The sequence below is a fragment of the Streptomyces sp. NPDC015345 genome (genome assembly GCF_043078805.1).
In the GTDB taxonomy this organism is placed as follows: Bacteria; Actinomycetota; Actinomycetes; order Streptomycetales; family Streptomycetaceae; genus Streptomyces.
Map to the genome: position 1 here is coordinate 290489 of NZ_JBIBTX010000009.1, position 18231 is coordinate 308719.

At 70.8% G+C, this 18231-nt stretch carries 15 protein-coding genes; 12 read left to right on the forward strand and 3 right to left on the reverse strand.

The window, feature by feature from the left end:
* Positions 1–78: 78 nt before the first annotated feature.
* From secA to ACF062_RS32720, 7 genes are all read left to right on the forward strand, one after another.
* Positions 79–2790: a preprotein translocase subunit SecA gene (secA, locus tag ACF062_RS32690; protein ID WP_392143257.1), complete on the forward strand. Its 2712-nt coding sequence runs from the start codon at positions 79–81 to the stop codon at positions 2788–2790.
* Between the two features lie 77 nt (positions 2791–2867).
* On the forward strand, positions 2868–4136 hold the full coding sequence (gene dxr, locus ACF062_RS32695) for a 1-deoxy-D-xylulose-5-phosphate reductoisomerase (protein ID WP_392143213.1): 1269 nt from the start codon (positions 2868–2870) through the stop codon (positions 4134–4136).
* Positions 4133–5434 carry a M50 family metallopeptidase gene (locus ACF062_RS32700; RefSeq protein ID WP_392143214.1) on the forward strand — a complete coding sequence of 434 codons (1302 nt, stop codon included), beginning with the start codon at positions 4133–4135 and terminating at the stop codon, positions 5432–5434. Before dxr ends, ACF062_RS32700 begins: the two co-directional genes overlap by 4 nt.
* Before the next feature lie 191 nt (positions 5435–5625).
* Positions 5626–6783, forward strand: coding sequence for a flavodoxin-dependent (E)-4-hydroxy-3-methylbut-2-enyl-diphosphate synthase (gene ispG, locus ACF062_RS32705; protein WP_392143215.1), 1158 nt, complete (start codon positions 5626–5628; stop codon positions 6781–6783).
* Positions 6784–6887: 104 nt separating this feature from the next.
* A complete protein-coding gene (locus ACF062_RS32710) occupies positions 6888–7736 on the forward strand; it encodes a GNAT family N-acetyltransferase (protein WP_392143216.1) in 849 nt (282 codons plus the stop codon).
* A 73-nt stretch (positions 7737–7809) separates the two neighbouring features.
* On the forward strand, positions 7810–8352 hold the full coding sequence (locus ACF062_RS32715) for a GNAT family N-acetyltransferase (protein ID WP_392143217.1): 543 nt from the start codon (positions 7810–7812) through the stop codon (positions 8350–8352).
* Positions 8353–8487: 135 nt separating this feature from the next.
* A complete protein-coding gene (locus tag ACF062_RS32720) occupies positions 8488–10182 on the forward strand; it encodes a proline--tRNA ligase (protein ID WP_392143218.1) in 1695 nt (564 codons plus the stop codon).
* 140 nt (positions 10183–10322) lie between these two features.
* Here ACF062_RS32720 and ACF062_RS32725 read toward each other — a convergent pair whose 3' ends face one another.
* From ACF062_RS32725 to ACF062_RS32735, 3 genes are read right to left on the reverse strand one after another with little or no spacing between them, the layout of a single operon-like run.
* Complete coding sequence (locus ACF062_RS32725) at positions 10323–11222, reverse strand: aminoglycoside phosphotransferase family protein (RefSeq protein WP_392143219.1); 900 nt, start codon at positions 11220–11222, stop codon at positions 10323–10325.
* Positions 11223–11267: 45 nt separating this feature from the next.
* A complete protein-coding gene (locus tag ACF062_RS32730) occupies positions 11268–11741 on the reverse strand; it encodes a ferritin-like domain-containing protein (protein ID WP_392143220.1) in 474 nt (157 codons plus the stop codon).
* Positions 11738–12280, reverse strand: a complete 543-nt coding sequence (locus ACF062_RS32735; protein ID WP_392143221.1) for a hypothetical protein — start codon at positions 12278–12280, stop codon at positions 11738–11740. The genes ACF062_RS32730 and ACF062_RS32735 overlap by 4 nt, the downstream gene beginning before the upstream one ends.
* 236 nt (positions 12281–12516) lie before the next feature.
* On the opposite strand from ACF062_RS32735, the gene rimP reads away from it, so the two are divergent.
* From rimP to ACF062_RS32760, 5 genes are all read left to right on the forward strand, one after another.
* Entirely contained in the window at positions 12517–13035 is a 519-nt protein-coding gene (rimP, locus tag ACF062_RS32740; protein ID WP_356580390.1) for a ribosome maturation factor RimP, read from the forward strand.
* A 2-nt stretch (positions 13036–13037) separates the two neighbouring features.
* Positions 13038–14024 carry a transcription termination factor NusA gene (gene nusA, locus ACF062_RS32745; RefSeq protein ID WP_223777098.1) on the forward strand — a complete coding sequence of 329 codons (987 nt, stop codon included), beginning with the start codon at positions 13038–13040 and terminating at the stop codon, positions 14022–14024.
* A gap of 167 nt (positions 14025–14191) precedes the next feature.
* Entirely contained in the window at positions 14192–14482 is a 291-nt protein-coding gene (locus ACF062_RS32750) for a YlxR family protein (RefSeq protein ID WP_356580392.1), read from the forward strand.
* Between the two features lie 146 nt (positions 14483–14628).
* Entirely contained in the window at positions 14629–17763 is a 3135-nt protein-coding gene (gene infB / locus ACF062_RS32755) for a translation initiation factor IF-2 (RefSeq protein ID WP_392143222.1), read from the forward strand.
* Positions 17764–17924: 161 nt separating this feature from the next.
* The gene (locus tag ACF062_RS32760; protein WP_392143223.1) at positions 17925–18218 is read left to right on the forward strand and encodes a DUF503 domain-containing protein; all 294 of its coding nucleotides are present in this window, start codon (positions 17925–17927) and stop codon (positions 18216–18218) included.
* Positions 18219–18231: the final 13 nt, after the last annotated feature.

Sequence of the window (18231 nt, forward strand, 5' to 3'; positions counted from 1 at the left end):
CAATGAGCGGACCGGCCGGGGAATCAGGGGGGAATTCCGTTGTCCGTACTCAAATTGGAACGCCTCACCGGAAAGATCATGCGCGCGGGCGAAGGCAGAATGCTGCGCCGCCTGGAACGCCTGCGGGATCAGGTCAACTCCATCGAGAGCGACGTCGAGCGGCTCTCCGACGCCGAACTGCGCGCGCTCACCGACGAGTACAAAGAGCGGTACGCCGACGGCGAGAGCCTCGACGACCTGCTCCCCGAGGCCTTCGCCACCGTCCGCGAGGCGGCCCGGCGCACCCTCGGCATGCGCCACTTCGACGTACAGATCATGGGCGGCGCGGCCCTCCACCTCGGCACCGTCGCCGAGATGCAGACCGGCGAGGGAAAGACCCTGTCCGCGACGCTGCCCGCCTATCTGAACGCGCTGACGGGCAAAGGCGTCCACCTCGTCACGGTCAACGACTACCTGGCCGCGCGCGACGCCCGCTGGATGGGCAGCGCCTACGATTTCCTCGGTTTGAGCGTCGGCGTCATCAGGGCCGAGATGAGCCCGGCCGAGCGCCGTTCCGCGTATGCCTGCGACATCACGTACGGCACCAACAACGAATTCGGTTTCGACTATCTGCGCGACAACATGGCCTGGTCCAAAGACGAACTGGTGCAGCGCGGGCACCATTTCGCGATCGTCGACGAGGCGGACTCCATCCTCATCGACGAGGCGCGCACCCCGCTGATCATCTCGGGGCCCGCCGACCAGCCGACGCAGTGGTACGCGTTCTTCGCCGCGGCGGTACGGCGCATGAAGGGTGTCGCGATCCAGGACGAGAAGTTCACCACCCCGCAGGCCAAGCTCGAACTGGCCGAACTGCGGGCCGCGTACGACTACGAGTACGACCCGAAGAAACGCACCGTCGCGATCCTCGACAGCGGCGTGGAATTCCTGGAGGACCAGCTCGGCATCGACAACCTCTACGACTCGGCCCACACCTCCCTCATCGGCCAGCTGCACAACGCGCTCAAGGCGAAAGAGCACTTCAAGAGGGACAAGGACTATGTCGTCACCGACGGCGAGGTATTGATCGTCGACGAGCACACCGGGCGCATCCTCGCCGGACGCCGGTACAACGAAGGCGTCCACCAGGCGATCGAGGCCAAGGAAGGCGTGACGATCAAGGACGAGAACCAGACCCTCGCCACGATCACCCTCCAGAATTTCTTCCGCCTCTACGACAAACTCTCCGGAATGACCGGCACCGCCATGACGGAGGCCGCCGAATTCCATCAGATCTACGAACTGCACGTGGTGCCCATTCCCACCAACAAGCCGATGGTCCGCGCCGACAGACCCGACGTCGTCTACCGCGAGGAGTCCGTGAAGTTCGACGCGGTCGTCACGGACATCGCCGAACGGCACCGCGAGGGCCAGCCCGTCCTGGTCGGCACCGTCTCCGTCGCGAAGTCCGAGCACCTCTCGGCACTACTGGCCCGGCGCGGCATCCCGCACGAGGTGCTGAACGCCAAGAACCACCGGCGCGAGGCGCAGATCGTCGCCCAGGCCGGGCGCAAGGGCGCCGTCACCGTCGCCACGAACATGGCGGGACGCGGCACCGACATCATGCTCGGCGGCAACCCCGAGGCCATGGCCGAGGCCGAGCTGACGCAGCGCGGCCTCACTCCCGAGACGGCCCAGGAGGAGTACCGCGAAGTCCTGGCACGCATCGAGGCCGAGGCAGCCGCCGAGCACGACGAGGTCAAGGAACTCGGCGGCCTGTACGTCCTCGGCACCGAGCGGCACGAGTCCCGCCGCATCGACAACCAGCTGCGCGGCCGCAGCGGCCGCCAGGGCGACCCCGGGCAGTCCCGCTTCTACCTCTCGCTCGGCGACGACCTGATGCGGCTGTTCCGCGCCGAACTCGTCGAGCGGGTCATGCTGATGGCCAACGTCCCCGACGACGTGCCCATCGAGAACAAGATGGTGACCCGCGCCATCGCCTCCGCGCAGTCCCAGGTCGAACAGCAGCACTTCGAGACCCGCAAGAACGTCCTCAAGTACGACGAGGTCCTCAACCGCCAGCGCTCCCTCGTCTACGCCGAACGCCGCCGCGTCCTGGAGGGCGAGGACCTGCGCGAGCAGATCCATCACTTCATGGACGACACCATCGACGCGTACGTGGCCGCGGAGACCGCCGAGGGGTTCGGCGAGGAATGGGACCTCGACCGGTTGTGGAGCGCCTTCGGCCAGCTCTACCCCGTGGGCGTCACCGTCGAGGAGCTGGAGGAGGCCGCGGGTTCCCGCGCGGAGCTGACCGCCGCCGTGATCGGCGAGCGCCTCATCGAGGACATCCACGCGCGCTACGCGGAACGCGAGCGCGAACTCGGCGAGGACGTCATGCGCGAGCTGGAGCGCCGCGTGGTGCTCGCGGTCCTCGACCGGAAGTGGCGCGAACACCTGTATGAGATGGACTACCTCCAGGAGGGCATCTGGATGCGCTCCTACCTCGGCAGGGACCCCCTCTTCGAGTTCCAGCGCGAGGGCTTCGACCTGTTCACCGCGATGATGGACGCCATCAAGGAGGAGTCCGTCGGCTACCTCTTCAACCTGGACGTCCAGGTCGAACCGTCGGACCTGGAGGCGCCCCGGAGCACCGGCCCGCTCCGCTTCAGCGCGCCCACGATGGACACGGAGGAGGGCGTCGTACGGGGCGACTTCGCGCCCACGGAGGACGAGCCGGGGGAGGCGGGGGAGGACGGCCCGAGCCCCGCGGACCGTCCCCGGCAGAGGCGCCGCCGCAAGAAGCGGTGACCCGCGCCGGACGCCACGTACGCCACATCGGGGCCCGCGGGGTCCGGGCGGCGACGTCGTGCGGCCACAATGGGGGCATGAGCGACAGCCCATCTCCCCTCGCCGACCCGCATCTCGTCTTCGACCCCGTCTCCATCGCGGACGGGGACGGACCGCGGGACATCGTCATCCTCGGGTCCACGGGTTCGATCGGCACCCAGGCCATCGACCTCGTCCTGCGCAACCCCGACCGCTTCCGCGTCACCGCGCTCTCCGCCGCGGGCGGCCGCGTCGGCCTCCTCGCCGAGCAGGCACGCCGGCTCCGGGTGAAGACCGTCGCGGTCGCCCGCGAGGACGCCGTACCGGCGCTGCGCGAAGCGCTCCAGGGGCAGTACGAGGCGGGGGAGCCGCTCCCCGAGATCCTCGCCGGACCGGACGCCGCCACGCAGGTCGCCGCCTTTGCCTGTCACACGGTCCTCAACGGCATCACCGGCTCCATCGGCCTCGCACCGACGCTCGCCGCGCTGGAAGCGGGCCGCACCCTGGCGCTCGCCAACAAGGAATCGCTGATCGTCGGCGGCCCGCTCGTGAAGGCGATCGCGAAGCCCGGCCAGATCATCCCGGTCGACTCCGAGCACGCCGCCCTCTTCCAGGCGCTCGCCGCCGGCACCCGCGCGGACGTACGCAAACTCGTCGTCACCGCCTCCGGCGGCCCCTTCCGCGGACGTACGAAGGCCGATCTCGCGCACGTCACCCCCGAGGACGCGCTCGCGCACCCCACCTGGGCCATGGGCCCGGTGATCACGGTCAACTCCGCGACGCTGGTCAACAAGGGTCTTGAGGTCATCGAGGCACACCTCCTCTACGACATCCCCTTCGACCGCATCGAGGTCGTCGTCCACCCGCAGTCGTACGTGCACTCCATGGTGGAGTTCACCGACGGCTCCACCCTCGCCCAGGCGACCCCGCCGGACATGCGCGGCCCGATCGCCATCGGCATCGGCTGGCCCGAGCGGGTGCCCGACGCGGCGCCCGCCTTCGACTGGACCAAGGCGTCGAGCTGGGAGTTCTTCCCGCTCGACGACGACGCGTTCCCGTCGGTCGGGCTGGCCCGGCACGTCGGAGCGCTCGCGGGCACGGCCCCGGCGGTGTTCAATGCCGCCAACGAGGAATGCGTGGCCGCGTTCCTCAAGGGCGCGCTGCCCTTCAACGGCATCATGGAGACGGTGACGAGGGTCGTGGACGAGCACGGCACCCCCTCGGGGGGAACCTCCCTCACCGTCGCGGACGTCCTCGAAGCGGAGACCTGGGCGCGCGCCCGGGCATGCGAACTGGCAGCACAGACGACCGCGGAGGCTCGTGCATGACGACCTTGATGATGATCCTCGGGATAGTCGTCTTCGTGATCGGGCTGCTCTTCTCGATCGCCTGGCACGAGCTGGGGCACCTGTCGACCGCCAAGTTGTTCGGCATCCGGGTGCCGCAGTACATGGTCGGCTTCGGCCCGACCCTGTTCTCGCGCAAGAAGGGCGACACCGAGTACGGCATCAAGGCCATCCCCCTCGGCGGCTACATCCGCATGATCGGCATGTTCCCGCCGGGCGCGGACGGCCGCATAGAGGCACGCTCCACCTCGCCCTGGCGCGGCATGATCGAGGACGCCCGCTCGGCGGCCTTCGAGGAGCTGCGGCCCGGCGACGAGACCCGCCTCTTCTACACGCGCAAGCCGTGGAAGCGCGTGATCGTGATGTTCGCGGGCCCCTTCATGAACCTGGTCCTCGCCGTGGCGATCTTCCTCGGCGTGATGATGACGTTCGGCATCAGCAGCCAGACGACCCAGGTCAGCAAGGTCTCGGACTGCGTCATCCAGCAGAGCGAGAACCGCTCCAAGTGCGAGAAGGGCGACAAGGCGGCGCCCGCCAAGGCGGCGGGCCTGAAGCCGGGCGACAAGATCGTCGCCTTCCAGGGGCAGCCCGTCGACGACTGGTCCACGCTCCAGTCGAAGATCCGCGAGACCATCGGCCCGGCCACGATCACGGTCGAGCGGGACGGCAAGCGCCTGGACCTGCACGCCGACCTCATCAAGAACCAGGTCACCAAGACCGACGGCGAGGGTGCGTACGTCGAGGGCAAGTACGTCTACGCGGGCTTCCTCGGCTTCACCCCCGCCACCGGCATCGTCCAGCAGTCCTTCGGCCAGTCCGTGGAGCGCATGGGCGACATGATGGAGAACGGCGTCGAGTCGATCATCGCCCTGCCGTCCAAGATCCCGGACCTGTGGGACGCGGCGTTCGGCGACGGCGAGCGCAAGCAGGACTCGCCCATGGGCGTGGTGGGTGCCGCCCGCGTCGGCGGCGACGTGTTCACCCTGGACATCCCGCCGCAGAACCAGATCGCGATGATGCTGTTCCTCATCGCGGGCTTCAACCTCTCGCTCTTCCTCTTCAACATGCTGCCGCTGCTGCCACTGGACGGCGGCCACATCGCGGGCGCCCTGTGGGAGTCCGTGCGCCGCAACGCGGCGAAGGTCCTGCGCCGCCCCGACCCGGGCCCGTTCGACGTGGCGAAGCTGATGCCGGTCGCCTATGTGGTGGCGGGGATCTTCATCTGCTTCACGATCCTGGTACTCATCGCGGATGTCGTGAATCCGGTGAGAATTTCCTGATTCAGCATGATAGGGACGGCCCGGCGTGCTATACGCCGGGCCGCCCCCATTGGGTGGACTTCCGGACGTGGTGTGCCCGGGCCCCGCGGGGTGCCGTAATCTCGAAGCCCGGAGCCCGCCGATCTCGGGACCTCGATCCACGCTCTTGTGACCACACTCTTGTGATCCACACTCTTGGGGATGCTCGCCAGATGACTGCCGTATCGCTCGGAATCCCGTCCGTTCCGACCAAGCTCGCCGACCGAAGGGTCAGCCGCAAGATCCAGGTCGGTTCGGTGGCCGTCGGCGGAGACGCGCCGGTCTCGGTGCAGTCGATGACCACGACGCGTACGTCCGACATCGGCGCCACCCTCCAGCAGATCGCGGAGCTGACGGCCTCGGGCTGCCAGATCGTGCGCGTGGCCTGCCCGACGCAGGACGACGCGGACGCGCTGGAGACCATCGCGCGGAAGTCGCAGATCCCGGTCATCGCGGACATCCACTTCCAGCCGAAGTACGTGTTCGCGGCGATCGACGCGGGCTGCGCGGCGGTCCGCGTCAACCCCGGCAACATCAAGCAGTTCGACGACAAGGTCAAGGAGATCGCGAAGGCCGCCAAGGACGCGGGCACGCCGATCCGCATCGGTGTCAACGCCGGCTCCCTGGACGCGCGGCTGCTGAAGAAGTACGGCAAGGCGACCCCCGAGGCCCTGGTCGAGTCCGCGCTGTGGGAGGCGTCCCTCTTCGAGGAGCACGACTTCCGGGACATCAAGATCTCGGTCAAGCACAACGACCCGGTCGTCATGGTCAACGCCTACCGCCAGCTCGCCGCCCAGTGCGACTACCCCCTGCACCTCGGCGTCACCGAGGCCGGCCCCGCCTTCCAGGGCACCATCAAGTCGGCGGTCGCCTTCGGCGCGCTGCTCTCCGAGGGCATCGGCGACACGATCCGGGTGTCCCTGTCGGCACCACCCGCCGAGGAGATCAAGGTCGGCATCCAGATCCTTGAGTCCCTCAACCTCCGCCAGCGCCGCCTGGAGATCGTCTCCTGCCCGTCCTGCGGCCGCGCCCAGGTCGACGTCTACAAGCTGGCCGAAGAGGTCACCGCCGGTCTGGAGGGCATGGAGGTGCCGCTGCGCGTCGCCGTCATGGGCTGCGTCGTCAACGGCCCCGGCGAGGCCCGCGAGGCCGACCTCGGCGTCGCCTCCGGCAACGGCAAGGGCCAGATCTTCGTCAAGGGCGAGGTCATCAAGACCGTCCCCGAGTCGAAGATCGTGGAGACCCTCATCGACGAGGCGATGAAGATCGCCGAGCAGATGGAGAAGGACGGCGTGGCCTCCGGCGAACCGACGATCTCGGTGGCGGGCTGAGACACCGCGGCGGGGGGGCCGCGGACAGAAGGCGCCCCCCGCACCCGCCGCCCTCGCCAGGTACAGTGCGGAGATCAGCAGACCGTATGGTGAGGCCCCCGCACGTGTTGACTCAGACCACCACCCGGGTCCTCGAACCGAGTGACCTCGACGCCGCGATGGCCGTGCTCGACCGCGAGCCGGTCGCGAACGCCTTCGTGACCGCTCGCGTCCAGGTGGCCGGTCTCGACCCGTGGCGCCTCGGCGGCGAGATGTGGGGCTGGTACGAGGGCGGCATGCTGGAGTCGCTCTGCTACGCGGGCGCCAACCTCGTCCCCATCTGCGCCACCCCGCGGGCCGTGCGCGGCTTCGCCGACCGCGCCCGCAGGGCCGGCCGCCGCTGCTCCTCCATCGTCGGCCCCGCGACCGCCACGGCCCAGCTGTGGCGGCTCCTCGAACCGTCCTGGGGCCCCGCCCGCGAGGTCCGCGCCCGGCAGCCCCTGATGGTCACCGACCGGCTGCCGGACGACGTCGCCCCCGATCCGTACGTCCGCCGCGTCCGCAAGGACGAGATGGACACGATCATGCCGGCGTGCGTGGCGATGTTCACCGAGGAGGTCGGCGTCTCCCCGATGGCCGGCGACGGCGGCCTGCTCTACCAGGCGCGCGTCGCGGAACTGGTCGGCTCCGGGCGCTCGTTCGCCCGCCTCGACGACGAGGGCAAGGTCGTCTTCAAGGCCGAGATCGGCGCCGCCACCGCGCGGGCCTGCCAGGTCCAGGGCGTCTGGGTGGCCCCCGAGTACCGCGGCCGCGGCCTCGCCGCCCCCGGCATGGCCGCCGTCCTGCGCTACGCCCTCGCGGACGTCGCCCCCGTCGTCAGCCTGTACGTCAACGACTTCAACACCGCGGCCCGGGCGGCGTACCGACGCGTGGGCTTCCGAGAGGTCGGCGCGTTCATGAGCGTGCTGTTCTGACGCCCGGCCGGGCCCCTCGCCCCATCCAGAGCGCCCTGTTCAGAAGCGCGGCGGCGCGAAGTAGGGTCGCCCCATGACTGACGACGTCGTGATCGGGCCCCTCGACCTCGCCGCGCGGGTGGACGAAGCGCTGGACGTCCAGGCCCATGCCTTCGGGCTGAGCGACGACGAGGTGGCCGTGCGGCGCCAGATCGTCCTGCGCCACCTCACCTACCCCGGGGCCCGCTCGTTCGGCGCGACCACCCCCGACGACCGGCTCGTCGGGTTCGTCTACGGCATGCCCAACGACCGCCGCCACTGGTGGTCGACGGTCGTCGAGCCCTACCTCCGCGGCCGGCGGCTGGACCACTGGCTCGACGGCTCCTTCGTCATCACCGAACTGCACGTGCACCCCGGCCACCAGAACCGCGGCATCGGCCGCTCACTGATCACCACCATCACCGACGGCGTCGCGGAGCCCCGCTCGATCCTCTCCGCGATCGACGTCGAGAGCCCGGCCCGCGGCCTGTACCGCTCCCTCGGCTACACCGACCTCGCGCGGCGCGTTTTGTTCCCGAGCGCCGCCAAGCCGTACGCCGTGATGGGCGCCCCGCTGCCCCTGCCGCGCCGGGTCTGACCGAGAACCGGCCGGGTCCGCACGAGAACCGATTTCCGCCCGCGCCCGCGCCCCGGCTAACCTCCTAGCCATCACCCTTCCCCGAGCTCTCGGCACCGTTCGAGCGGGGGGACCCCCTTGTAGCAGGAGTTCATCATGGCCCAGGTCCAGCGCATGTCCCGGTTGATGGTCAAGACACTGCGCGACGACCCCGCGGACGCCGAGACGCTCAACCACAAGCTGCTCGTCCGGGCCGGTTACGTCCGCCGCACCGCCGCCGGCATCTGGACCTGGCTGCCGCTCGGCAAGAAGGTCTACGAGAACATCGCCCGCGTCGTCCGCGAGGAGATGGACGCCATCGGCGGCCAGGAGGTGCTGCTCCCGGCCCTCCTGCCCAAGGAGCCCTACGAGGCCTCCGGCCGCTACGAGGAGTACGGCGACCTGCTCTTCCGCCTCAAGGACCGCAAGGGCGCCGACTACCTCCTCGGCCCGACCCACGAGGAGATCTTCACCCAGGTCGTCAAGGACCAGTGCTCGTCCTACAAGGACCTGCCGGTGATCCTCTACCAGATCCAGACGAAGTACCGCGACGAGGCCCGCCCGCGCGCCGGTGTGCTGCGCGGCCGCGAGTTCCAGATGAAGGACTCGTACTCCTTCGACACCACGGACGAGGGCCTCGCCGAGTCGTATGCCCTGCACCGCGGCGCCTACCAGCGCATCTTCGAGCGCCTCGGCCTCGACTACCGCATCGTGTCCGCCGTCGCGGGCGCCATGGGCGGCTCCAAGTCGGAGGAGTTCCTGGCCCCCGCCCCGGCCGGCGAGGACACCTTCGTGGACTGCCCCGCCTGCGACTACGCCGCCAACACCGAGGCCGTCACCTTCGCGCTCGCCCCGGTCGACGGCTCGGCGCACGGCCCCGTCGAGGAGCTGGACACCCCCGACACCCCGACCATCGAGACCCTCGCCGAGCACCTCGGCGTCCCGGCCTCCGCGACCCTGAAGAACCTCCTGGTCAAGGTCGACGGCGAGATCGTGGCCGTCGGCGTCCCCGGCGACCGCGAGGTCGACCTCGGCAAGCTCGGCGAGCACCTGGCCCCGGCCGATGTCGAGCTCGTCACCGCCGAGGACTTCGAGGGCCGCGACGACCTCGTACGCGGCTACGTCGGCCCGCAGGGCCTGGACAAGGTCCGCTACATCGCCGACCCGCGTGTCGCCCCCGGCACCGCCTGGATCACGGGTGCCAACAAGCAGGACAAGCACGCCAAGAACGTCGTCTGCGGCCGCGACTTCGAGGTCGACGACTACCTGGACGTCGTCGTGGTCGAGGAGGGCGACCCCTGCCCCAACTGCGGCGCCGGCCTCAAGCTGGACCGCGCCATCGAGATCGGCCACATCTTCCAGCTCGGTCGAAAGTACGCCGACACCTTCCAGCTCGACGTCCTCGGTCAGCAGGGCAAGCCGGTCCGCGTGACCATGGGCTCGTACGGCATCGGCGTCTCCCGCGCGGTGGCGGCCCTCGCCGAGCAGACCGCCGACGACAAGGGCCTGTGCTGGCCCAAGGAGGTCGCCCCCGCCGACGTCCACGTGGTCGCCGCGGGCAAGGCGCTCCAGACTGAGCTGGCCCTGGACGTCGCCGAGAAGCTGGGCGCCGCGGGCGCGCGGGTCCTCGTGGACGACCGGGCCGGGGTCTCCCCGGGCGTGAAGTTCACCGACGCGGAACTGATCGGCGTCCCCCAGATCCTGGTCGCGGGCCGCCGCTCCGCCGAGGGCGTCGTGGAACTGAAGGACCGCCGCACGGGCGAACGAGAAGAAATGACGGTCGAAGAGGCCATCGCCCGCCTGACGGCGTAACCCGAGCGACATCCCGAAGGGGCGCCCCTGGGGGGGCGCCCCGCCCCCTCAGGGGCGCGGGGAACTGCGCGCGAAACCACACACGCCCCGCAGACTCATCCGAAGAGCAACCCCCAACGGCGGCCCCCCCACCGCCACCCTCACAACCAGCCCGCGAACTCCAGCAACAGCTCCGCATCCTGCCCACGCCCCACGCGAAGTGCCCGCACACCGGACTCGACCGCCCGGAACAGCGTCCACCCCCGCAGCCGCTCCTGATCGACCTCAAGAGACTCCGCGAGCTTCTTCACGCGCCGCCGCGTGACCGCCGCACCGGACGGCGAGGCGATCAGGTCCTCCACGCGGTCACGGACCAGCCGCGCCAGATCGAACGCGGGGTCGCCCACCACCGGATCCGGCCCCACGGCCAGCCACGGCACCCGGTCCCCCGCAAGGACCTTGCTCTGCCGGAAGGTGCCGTGCAGCAGCCTCGGCGCCACCTCCACCGCGAGCAGCTCCTCCCGCGCCGCGAGCGCCGCGTCGACCAGCGGCACGACCTCCGCGTCCGCGTCGGCGGAACCCCGCATCGCCTCGGCCTGCCGCCCCGTCCGCTCGGCGACCGTCTCGAAGCGGTGCCCGGCGGGCGGCGGAGCCCACAGCCGCCGCAGCGTCCCCGCGGCTTCGAGCAGCGCCTTGGCCTCGGGCAGCGACCGCACGGACACATCACGGTGCAGCCGCTCGAGAAGCAGCGCCCCGTCCGAGCACTCGGGGTCGAGCAGCCGGGCGGCGCCGAGCCCGTTCCAGTGCGCGAGGGCGGCCCGCTCGCTCTCCGGCCGGGACCGGGGCGGCACGAGCTTGAGCACGGCGGGCGTGCCGTCGGCCCGCAGGACCATCAGGACGAGGCCGCTGCGCCCACCGGGGACGTGCACCCGCTCGACGGTCAACTCGCGTGCCGCGACGGCCCGTTCGACCGCCTCCGGCAGTCTCTCCAGCCAGTCGTCGCCGTCCTGCGCCGTCTCGCCGAGTGCGGTGACAAGGCGCCGGGGCGGTTCGAAAGCCATACGCGAGTCGTTTCCCTTCCCTGAGCTCCCTGAGCTCCCTGAGCGTCACGCCTTGGGCGTCGTCGGTACGGACGCGGGTGACGTCCGCTCGGCGAGCCCAGGGAAGGCTACGCTCCCGCCCCGCCACCGCGCCGCCCGGACCGCCGCCTCCCGCAGCGCGCGGGCCGCGTCGCCGCGCCGGTCGCCCGAAGAGGCGCGTACGAGATCGGAGTAGACCCCGGCGATGCGGTCCTCCAGCTCGGCGGCGAGCCGGACCGCGGCGGCGGTGTCCGGTACCGGGAACGGCAGTGCGTAGGCCGCGTCCGCGGGCTGCGGCTCGCCGCCGAGGTCGCGCACGGCGCGCCGCAGTCCGTCGCGCCGGGCGCGGTGCGCGTCGTACGCGGTGCGCGCCTCGTCCCGGCGCCTCTCGCCGACCCGGCCGCCGACGACGCCGTAGCCGTACACCGCCGCGTGCTCGGCGCTCAGGGCGGCCTGAACCGCCTTCAGCTCCTCGTCCTTCGAGTCCTCGGCCTCGCTCACTTGTCCCCCTCCGTCAGCAGATACGCGTGCGCCGCCCCCGCGGCGGCCACCGAGGCGAGCAGCCTGGCCTCCGCGGCCGGGGCGTCGACCAGGGCCGCTCCCCGCCGGTCGGCCAGTTCCCGCTCGGCCTTGGCGAGGTCGCCCACGGCCTTCTTGGGATCGGACGCCACAGAACGCGCCGGCGACGGCTTGGAGGCGACGTGGGAACCGGCGGCCGACGCCGACGCGGCGGCCGGAGCGCGGCCGTCCTCGAACGCCTCCGCGTGCTTCTTCACCTCAGCCCGCAGCGGCGCGAGCCGCCCGGAGAGCGAGGGATGCGCGGCGAGCACGGCGTCGTAACGCCCGAGCAGTTCCGCGCTCTCCTCGGCGGCCCGGGCGCGCAGGCGGCGGGCGGCGGAGGAACGGCCGTCGGCGTCGGAACCGGCGGAGTCCGTACAGCCCGTGAGCAGCGCCGCGGACGCGACGCCGGCGGCCCCGGCGAGCAGACTCCTGCGGCGCGGTCCCGGGCGGGACCGGGGAGCGGTGAGATACGACGGCACGGCAGACGTCCTCGGAAAGGAAGGCCAAAAGGCGCGAGCGAGAAGGAAGAAGGTGGGCGCGGGCCCTGTGATCACCGTACCTTCGGACGGTCTCCGTACGGGTGAGCGGCTCGGGACGAAGCGGTACAGGGCCCCGCAGGTGGGCGGCAACACCCCTCCGGACCGGATACCCTTTGACCTGACACGCAGACTTGCAACGCACCCACAACAGCACACGCGGCCGAGGAGTCACCCGGATGAGCACCACCCAGAGCGAGAGGCTGCGGCAACTACTGGAACCGCTCGTCAGCTCCCAGGACCTGGATCTCGAAGAGATCGAAGTGGCCTCGGTCGGACGCAAGCGAGTGCTGAGAGTCGTCATCGACTCCGACGACGGCGTGGACCTGGACCAGATCGCGGAAGTGAGCCGCCTGCTCTCCGCGAAGCTCGACGAGACCGACGCCATGGGCGAGGGTGAGTACGACCTGGAGGTCGGATCCCCCGGCGCCGAGCGTGCGCTGACCGAGCACCGTCACTACCTGCGTGCCGTGGACCGCCTGGTGAAGTTCCAGCTCACCGAGGGCGGCGAGCTGACCGCCCGCATCCTCGCGGTGGACGACGAGGGCCTCGACCTCGAAGTGCCCGGCGTGAAGGGCCGCAAGCCCACCAGCCGCCGGATCGCCTTCGCGGAGATCGACAAGGCGCGGGTGCAGGTCGAGTTCAACCGCAAGGACAAGAAAGACAACAAGGACATGAAGGAAGAGGAGGAGGCGTAGCCGTGGACATCGACATGAGTGCCCTGCGGGGTCTGGTTCGGGAGAAGGAGATCTCCTTCGACCTGCTCGTCGAGGCGATCGAGTCGGCCCTCCTCATCGCCTACCACCGCACCGAGGGAAGCTTCCGTCGTGCCCGTGTGAAGCTGGACCGCGAGACCGGTCACGTCACGGTGTGGGCGACGGAGGACCCGGCGGATCTCGAAGAGGGCCAGGAGCCCAAGGAGTTCGACGACACCCCGTCCGACTTCGGCCGCATCGCCGCGACGACCGCCAAGCAGGTCATCCTCCAGCGGCTGCGCGACGCCCAGGACGACGCGACGCTCGGTGAGTACGCCGGGCGCGAGGGCGACATCGTCACCGGCGTGGTCCAGCAGGGCCGTGACCCGAAGAACGTCCTGGTCGACATCGGCAAGCTGGAGGCCATCCTGCCGGTGCAGGAGCAGGTCCCCGGCGAGGAGTACCCCCACGGGATGCGCCTTCGTTCGTACGTCGTCCGGGTGGCGAAGGGCGTGCGCGGCCCGTCCGTCACGCTCTCGCGCACCCACCCGAACCTGGTGAAGAAGCTCTTCGCGCTGGAGGTGCCCGAGATCGCCGACGGTTCCGTCGAGATCTCGGCCATCGCCCGCGAGGCCGGCCACCGCACCAAGATCGCCGTGCGCTCGACGCGCTCGGGGCTCAACGCCAAGGGCGCCTGCATCGGCCCGATGGGCAGCCGCGTGCGCAACGTCATGGCCGAACTCAACGGCGAGAAGATCGACATCGTCGACTGGTCGGACGACCCGGCGGACATGGTCGCCCACGCGCTCTCCCCGGCCCGCGTCAGCAAGGTCGAGATCGTCGACCTCGCCGCCCGCTCGGCCCGGGTGACCGTGCCGGACTACCAGCTCTCGCTGGCCATCGGCAAGGAGGGGCAGAACGCCCGCCTGGCCGCGCGGCTCACGGGCTGGCGCATCGACATCAGGCCCGACACCGAGCAGCCCGAGCAGTAGCCGGACCGGCGCCGGGGCCCCTCCTCGCATGGGCGGGGCCCGGCTCCGGAGGCGGCCGCGGGAATAAATCCGGGCGATCACCGCTTGGATCACGACAGTATGTGGCGAGTAGCCGTTCGATTTCTGCCCCAAAGGGGTGAGGTCGGTGCGGGGAGGTAGACTTAAGCGTGTCTGGCCGGACGCATACCCGCGTACGCCCTGAGCGCACCTGTGTGGGGTGCCGGGAGCGAGCGGCCAAGAGTGAACTGCTGCGCATCGTGGCGATCGAGGGCGACTGCGTCCCCGACCCAAGCGGTACGCTGCCCGGCCGGGGTGCGTACGTGCACCCCGCCCCGGTCTGTCTCGACCTGGCGGTCCGCCGCCGGGCGTTTCCCAGGGCCTTCCGAGCCCAGGGACCGTTCGGCACCGAGGCGCTGCGCCGAGCTGTCGAGACAGTTGCCGAGCAGGCAACACCGTAAGACGTGGTCGCACGGAACCCCGTGCGGTCTTGGTATTCCGCGAGTTGGAAGTAGGTCGAGATTGCGATGAGCACTCGATGAGCACGCGATGAGTACGCCCATGAAGTAGCGACGGTCCGGCGTAACCCGGACCTAAAAGGAGCGAAGTGGCTAAGGTCCGGGTATACGAACTCGCCAAGGAGTTCGGGGTAGAGAGCAAGGTCGTCATGGCCAAGCTCACAGAACTCGGTGAATTCGTACGTTCGGCGTCCTCGACGATCGAGGCGCCCGTAGTACGCAAACTGACTGACGCATTCCAGGGCGGCAGCGGCAAGTCCGCCGCCAAGCCCGGCGCGCCGCGCAAGCAGGCCGCCCCCAAGCCGCCGGCCCCCTCCGGGCAGGCGTCCCCCTCTCTCGCGCAGGCCGCCCGTCCGGGCCCGGCCGCGCCGAAGCCGCCGGCCCCCAAGCCCGCGGCCGAGAAGCCCGCGGCTTCCCCCGCGGCGCCGGGCCCGCGCCCGACGCCCGGCCCGAAGCCCCCGGCCCCCAAGCCGGCCCCGGCCTCCCCGGCTCCGGCCGCCCCGGAGTTCACCGCTCCGCCGGCCGCTCCGGCTGCCCCGGCCGCCTCCTCGGCGCCGGCCGCCCCGTCCGGCGCGCGCCCCGGCGCCCGTCCGGGCCAGGGTGCCCCGAAGCCCGGTGGCCGTCCGGCTCCCGGCCAGGGTGGTCAGGGCCGTGACGAGCGTGGTGGCCGCGGCGACCGTCAGGGTGCTCCGCGCCCCGGCGGCCAGGGCGCCCCGCGTCCCGGCGGTGCCCGTCCCGCGGGTCCGCGTCCGGGCAACAACCCGTTCACCTCTGGTGGCTCCACCGGCATGGCGCGCCCGCAGGCGCCCCGTCCGGGCGGCGCCCCGCGCCCCGGTGGTCCCGGCGGCCAGGGCGGCCCCGGCGGCGCCCCGCGCCCGCAGGGCGGTCAGGGCGGCCCCGGTGGCGCTCCCCGTCCGCAGGGTCAGGGCGGCGCCCGTCCGACCCCCGGCGGCATGCCTCGCCCGCAGGCCCCGCGTCCCGGCGGCGGTCCCGCCGGTAACCGTCCGAACCCCGGCATGATGCCGCAGCGTCCCGCTGCCGGCCCGCGTCCCGGTGGTGGCCCCGGCGGTGGCCGCGGTCCCGGCGGCGGCGGTCGCCCGGGTGGCGGCGGCGGTCGTCCCGGTGGCGGCGGCTTCGCGGGCCGTCCGGCCGGTCCTGGTGGTGGCGGCGGCGGTTTCGCCGGTCGTCCCGGCGGTCCCGGTGGCGGTGGCGGCGCTGGTCGTCCCGGTGGTGGCGGCGGCTTCGGCGGTCGTCCCGGCTTCGGTGGCCGTCCCGGTGGTCCCGGTGCCCGTGGTGGCACGCAGGGTGCGTTCGGCCGTCCCGGCGGGCCCGCCCGTCGTGGCCGCAAGTCGAAGCGGCAGAGGCGCCAGGAGTACGAGGCCATGCAGGCCCCGTCGGTGGGCGGCGTCATGCTGCCTCGCGGCAACGGACAGACCGTCCGCCTGTCGCGCGGTGCCTCGCTGACCGACTTCGCCGAGAAGATCAACGCCAACCCGGCGTCGCTCGTCGGCGTGATGATGAACCTCGGCGAGATGGTCACCGCCACGCAGTCCGTCTCCGACGAGACGCTGAAGCTCCTCGCGGACGAGATGAACTTCGTCCTGGAGATCGTCAGCCCGGAGGAGGAGGACCGCGAGCTGCTCGAGTCGTTCTCCATCGAGTTCGGTGAGGACGAGGGCGGCGAGGACATGCTCGTCTCCCGCCCGCCGGTCGTGACCGTCATGGGTCACGTCGACCACGGTAAGACCCGGCTCCTCGACGCCATTCGCAAGACGAACGTCGTCGCGGGCGAGGCCGGTGGCATCACCCAGCACATCGGTGCCTACCAGGTCGCGACCGAGGTCAACGGCGAAGAGCGCGCCATCACCTTCATCGACACCCCCGGTCACGAGGCGTTCACCGCCATGCGTGCCCGTGGTGCGAAGTCCACCGACATCGCGATCCTCGTGGTCGCGGCGAACGACGGTGTGATGCCGCAGACGATCGAGGCGCTGAACCACGCCAAGGCGGCCGACGTGCCGATCGTGGTCGCGGTCAACAAGATCGACGTCGAGGGTGCCGACCCGACCAAGGTGCGCGGTCAGCTCACCGAGTTCGGTCTGGTGGCCGAGGAGTACGGCGGCGACACGATGTTCGTCGACATCTCCGCGCGCCAGGGCCTCAACATCGAGCAGCTGCTCGAGGCCGTGGTCCTGACCGCGGACGCCTCGCTCGACCTGCGGGCCAACCCGGAGCAGGACGCGCAGGGCATCGCCATCGAGGCCCACCTCGACAAGGGCCGCGGCGCCGTCGCGACCGTCCTCGTCCAGCGCGGTACCCTCCGCGTCGGCGACACGATGGTCGCCGGTGACGCGTACGGCCGAGTCCGCGCGATGCTCGACGACAAGGGCGAGAACGTGGAGGAGGCGACCCCGTCGACTCCGGTCCTCGTGCTCGGTCTCACCAACGTCCCGGGCGCGGGCGACAACTTCCTGGTCGTCGACGAGGACCGTACGGCCCGTCAGATCGCCGAGAAGCGTGCCGCCCGTGAGCGCAACGCCGCGTTCGCCAAGCGCACCCGCCGGGTGTCCCTCGAGGACCTCGACCAGGTGCTCAAGGCCGGCCTGGTCCAGGACCTCAACATCATCATCAAGGGTGACGCGTCCGGTTCGGTGGAGGCTCTCGAGTCCTCGCTGCTCCAGCTGGACGTCGGCGAAGAGGTCGACATCCGCGTCCTGCACCGCGGTGTGGGTGCGGTCACCGAGTCGGACATCGACCTGGCGATGGGCTCCGACGCCATCGTCATCGGCTTCAACGTCCGCGCGGCCGGCCGTGCCGCGCAGATGGCGGAGCGCGAGGGTGTCGACGTCCGCTACTACTCGGTGATCTACCAGGCCATCGAGGAGATCGAGGCGGCCCTCAAGGGCATGCTCAAGCCGGAGTACGAGGAGGTCGAGCTCGGCACCGCGGAGATCCGCGAGGTCTTCCGCTCGTCCAAGCTCGGCAACATCGCCGGTGTCCTCATCCGCTCGGGCGAGGTCAAGCGCAACACCAAGGCCCGACTGCTCCGCGACGGCAAGGTCATCGCGGAGAGCCTCAACATCGAGGGTCTGCGCCGCTTCAAGGACGACGTCACCGAGATCCGCGAAGGCTTCGAGGGCGGTATCAACCTCGGCAACTTCAACGACATCAAGGTCGACGACGTCATCGCGACGTACGAGATGCGCGAGAAGCCGCGCGGCTGATCGACTGCCTCACGGCGGTTCGAACTGCGCGGTCAGTGTCGGGGCCGGTCGACGGGGAAAATCCCGTCGATCGGCCCCGGCCGTTCCGTGTACGGTTCTTGTGTCCCTGCCAAGTGGTTGGCGGGGCGCCGAACCCGTACCGGCGGGACATCCGGATACACATGTATGTGGGGACTCTGTCCTTCGATCTGCTCCTCGGCGACGTACATTCGCTGAAGGGGAAACGCTCCGTCGTCCGCCCGATCGTCGCCGAACTCCAGCGAAAGTACGGGGTGAGCGCGGCGGAGGTGGGCGGTCAGGATCTGCACCGCAGGGCCGAGATCGGCCTCGCCGTGGTGTCGGGCGACTGGAGCCATCTCACGGACGTACTGGACCGGTGCGAGCGCCTCGTCGCCGCCCGGCCCGAAGTGGAGCTGCTGTCGGTCCGGCGGCGGCTGCACGGCGACGACGACTGAACAACAGCAAGAC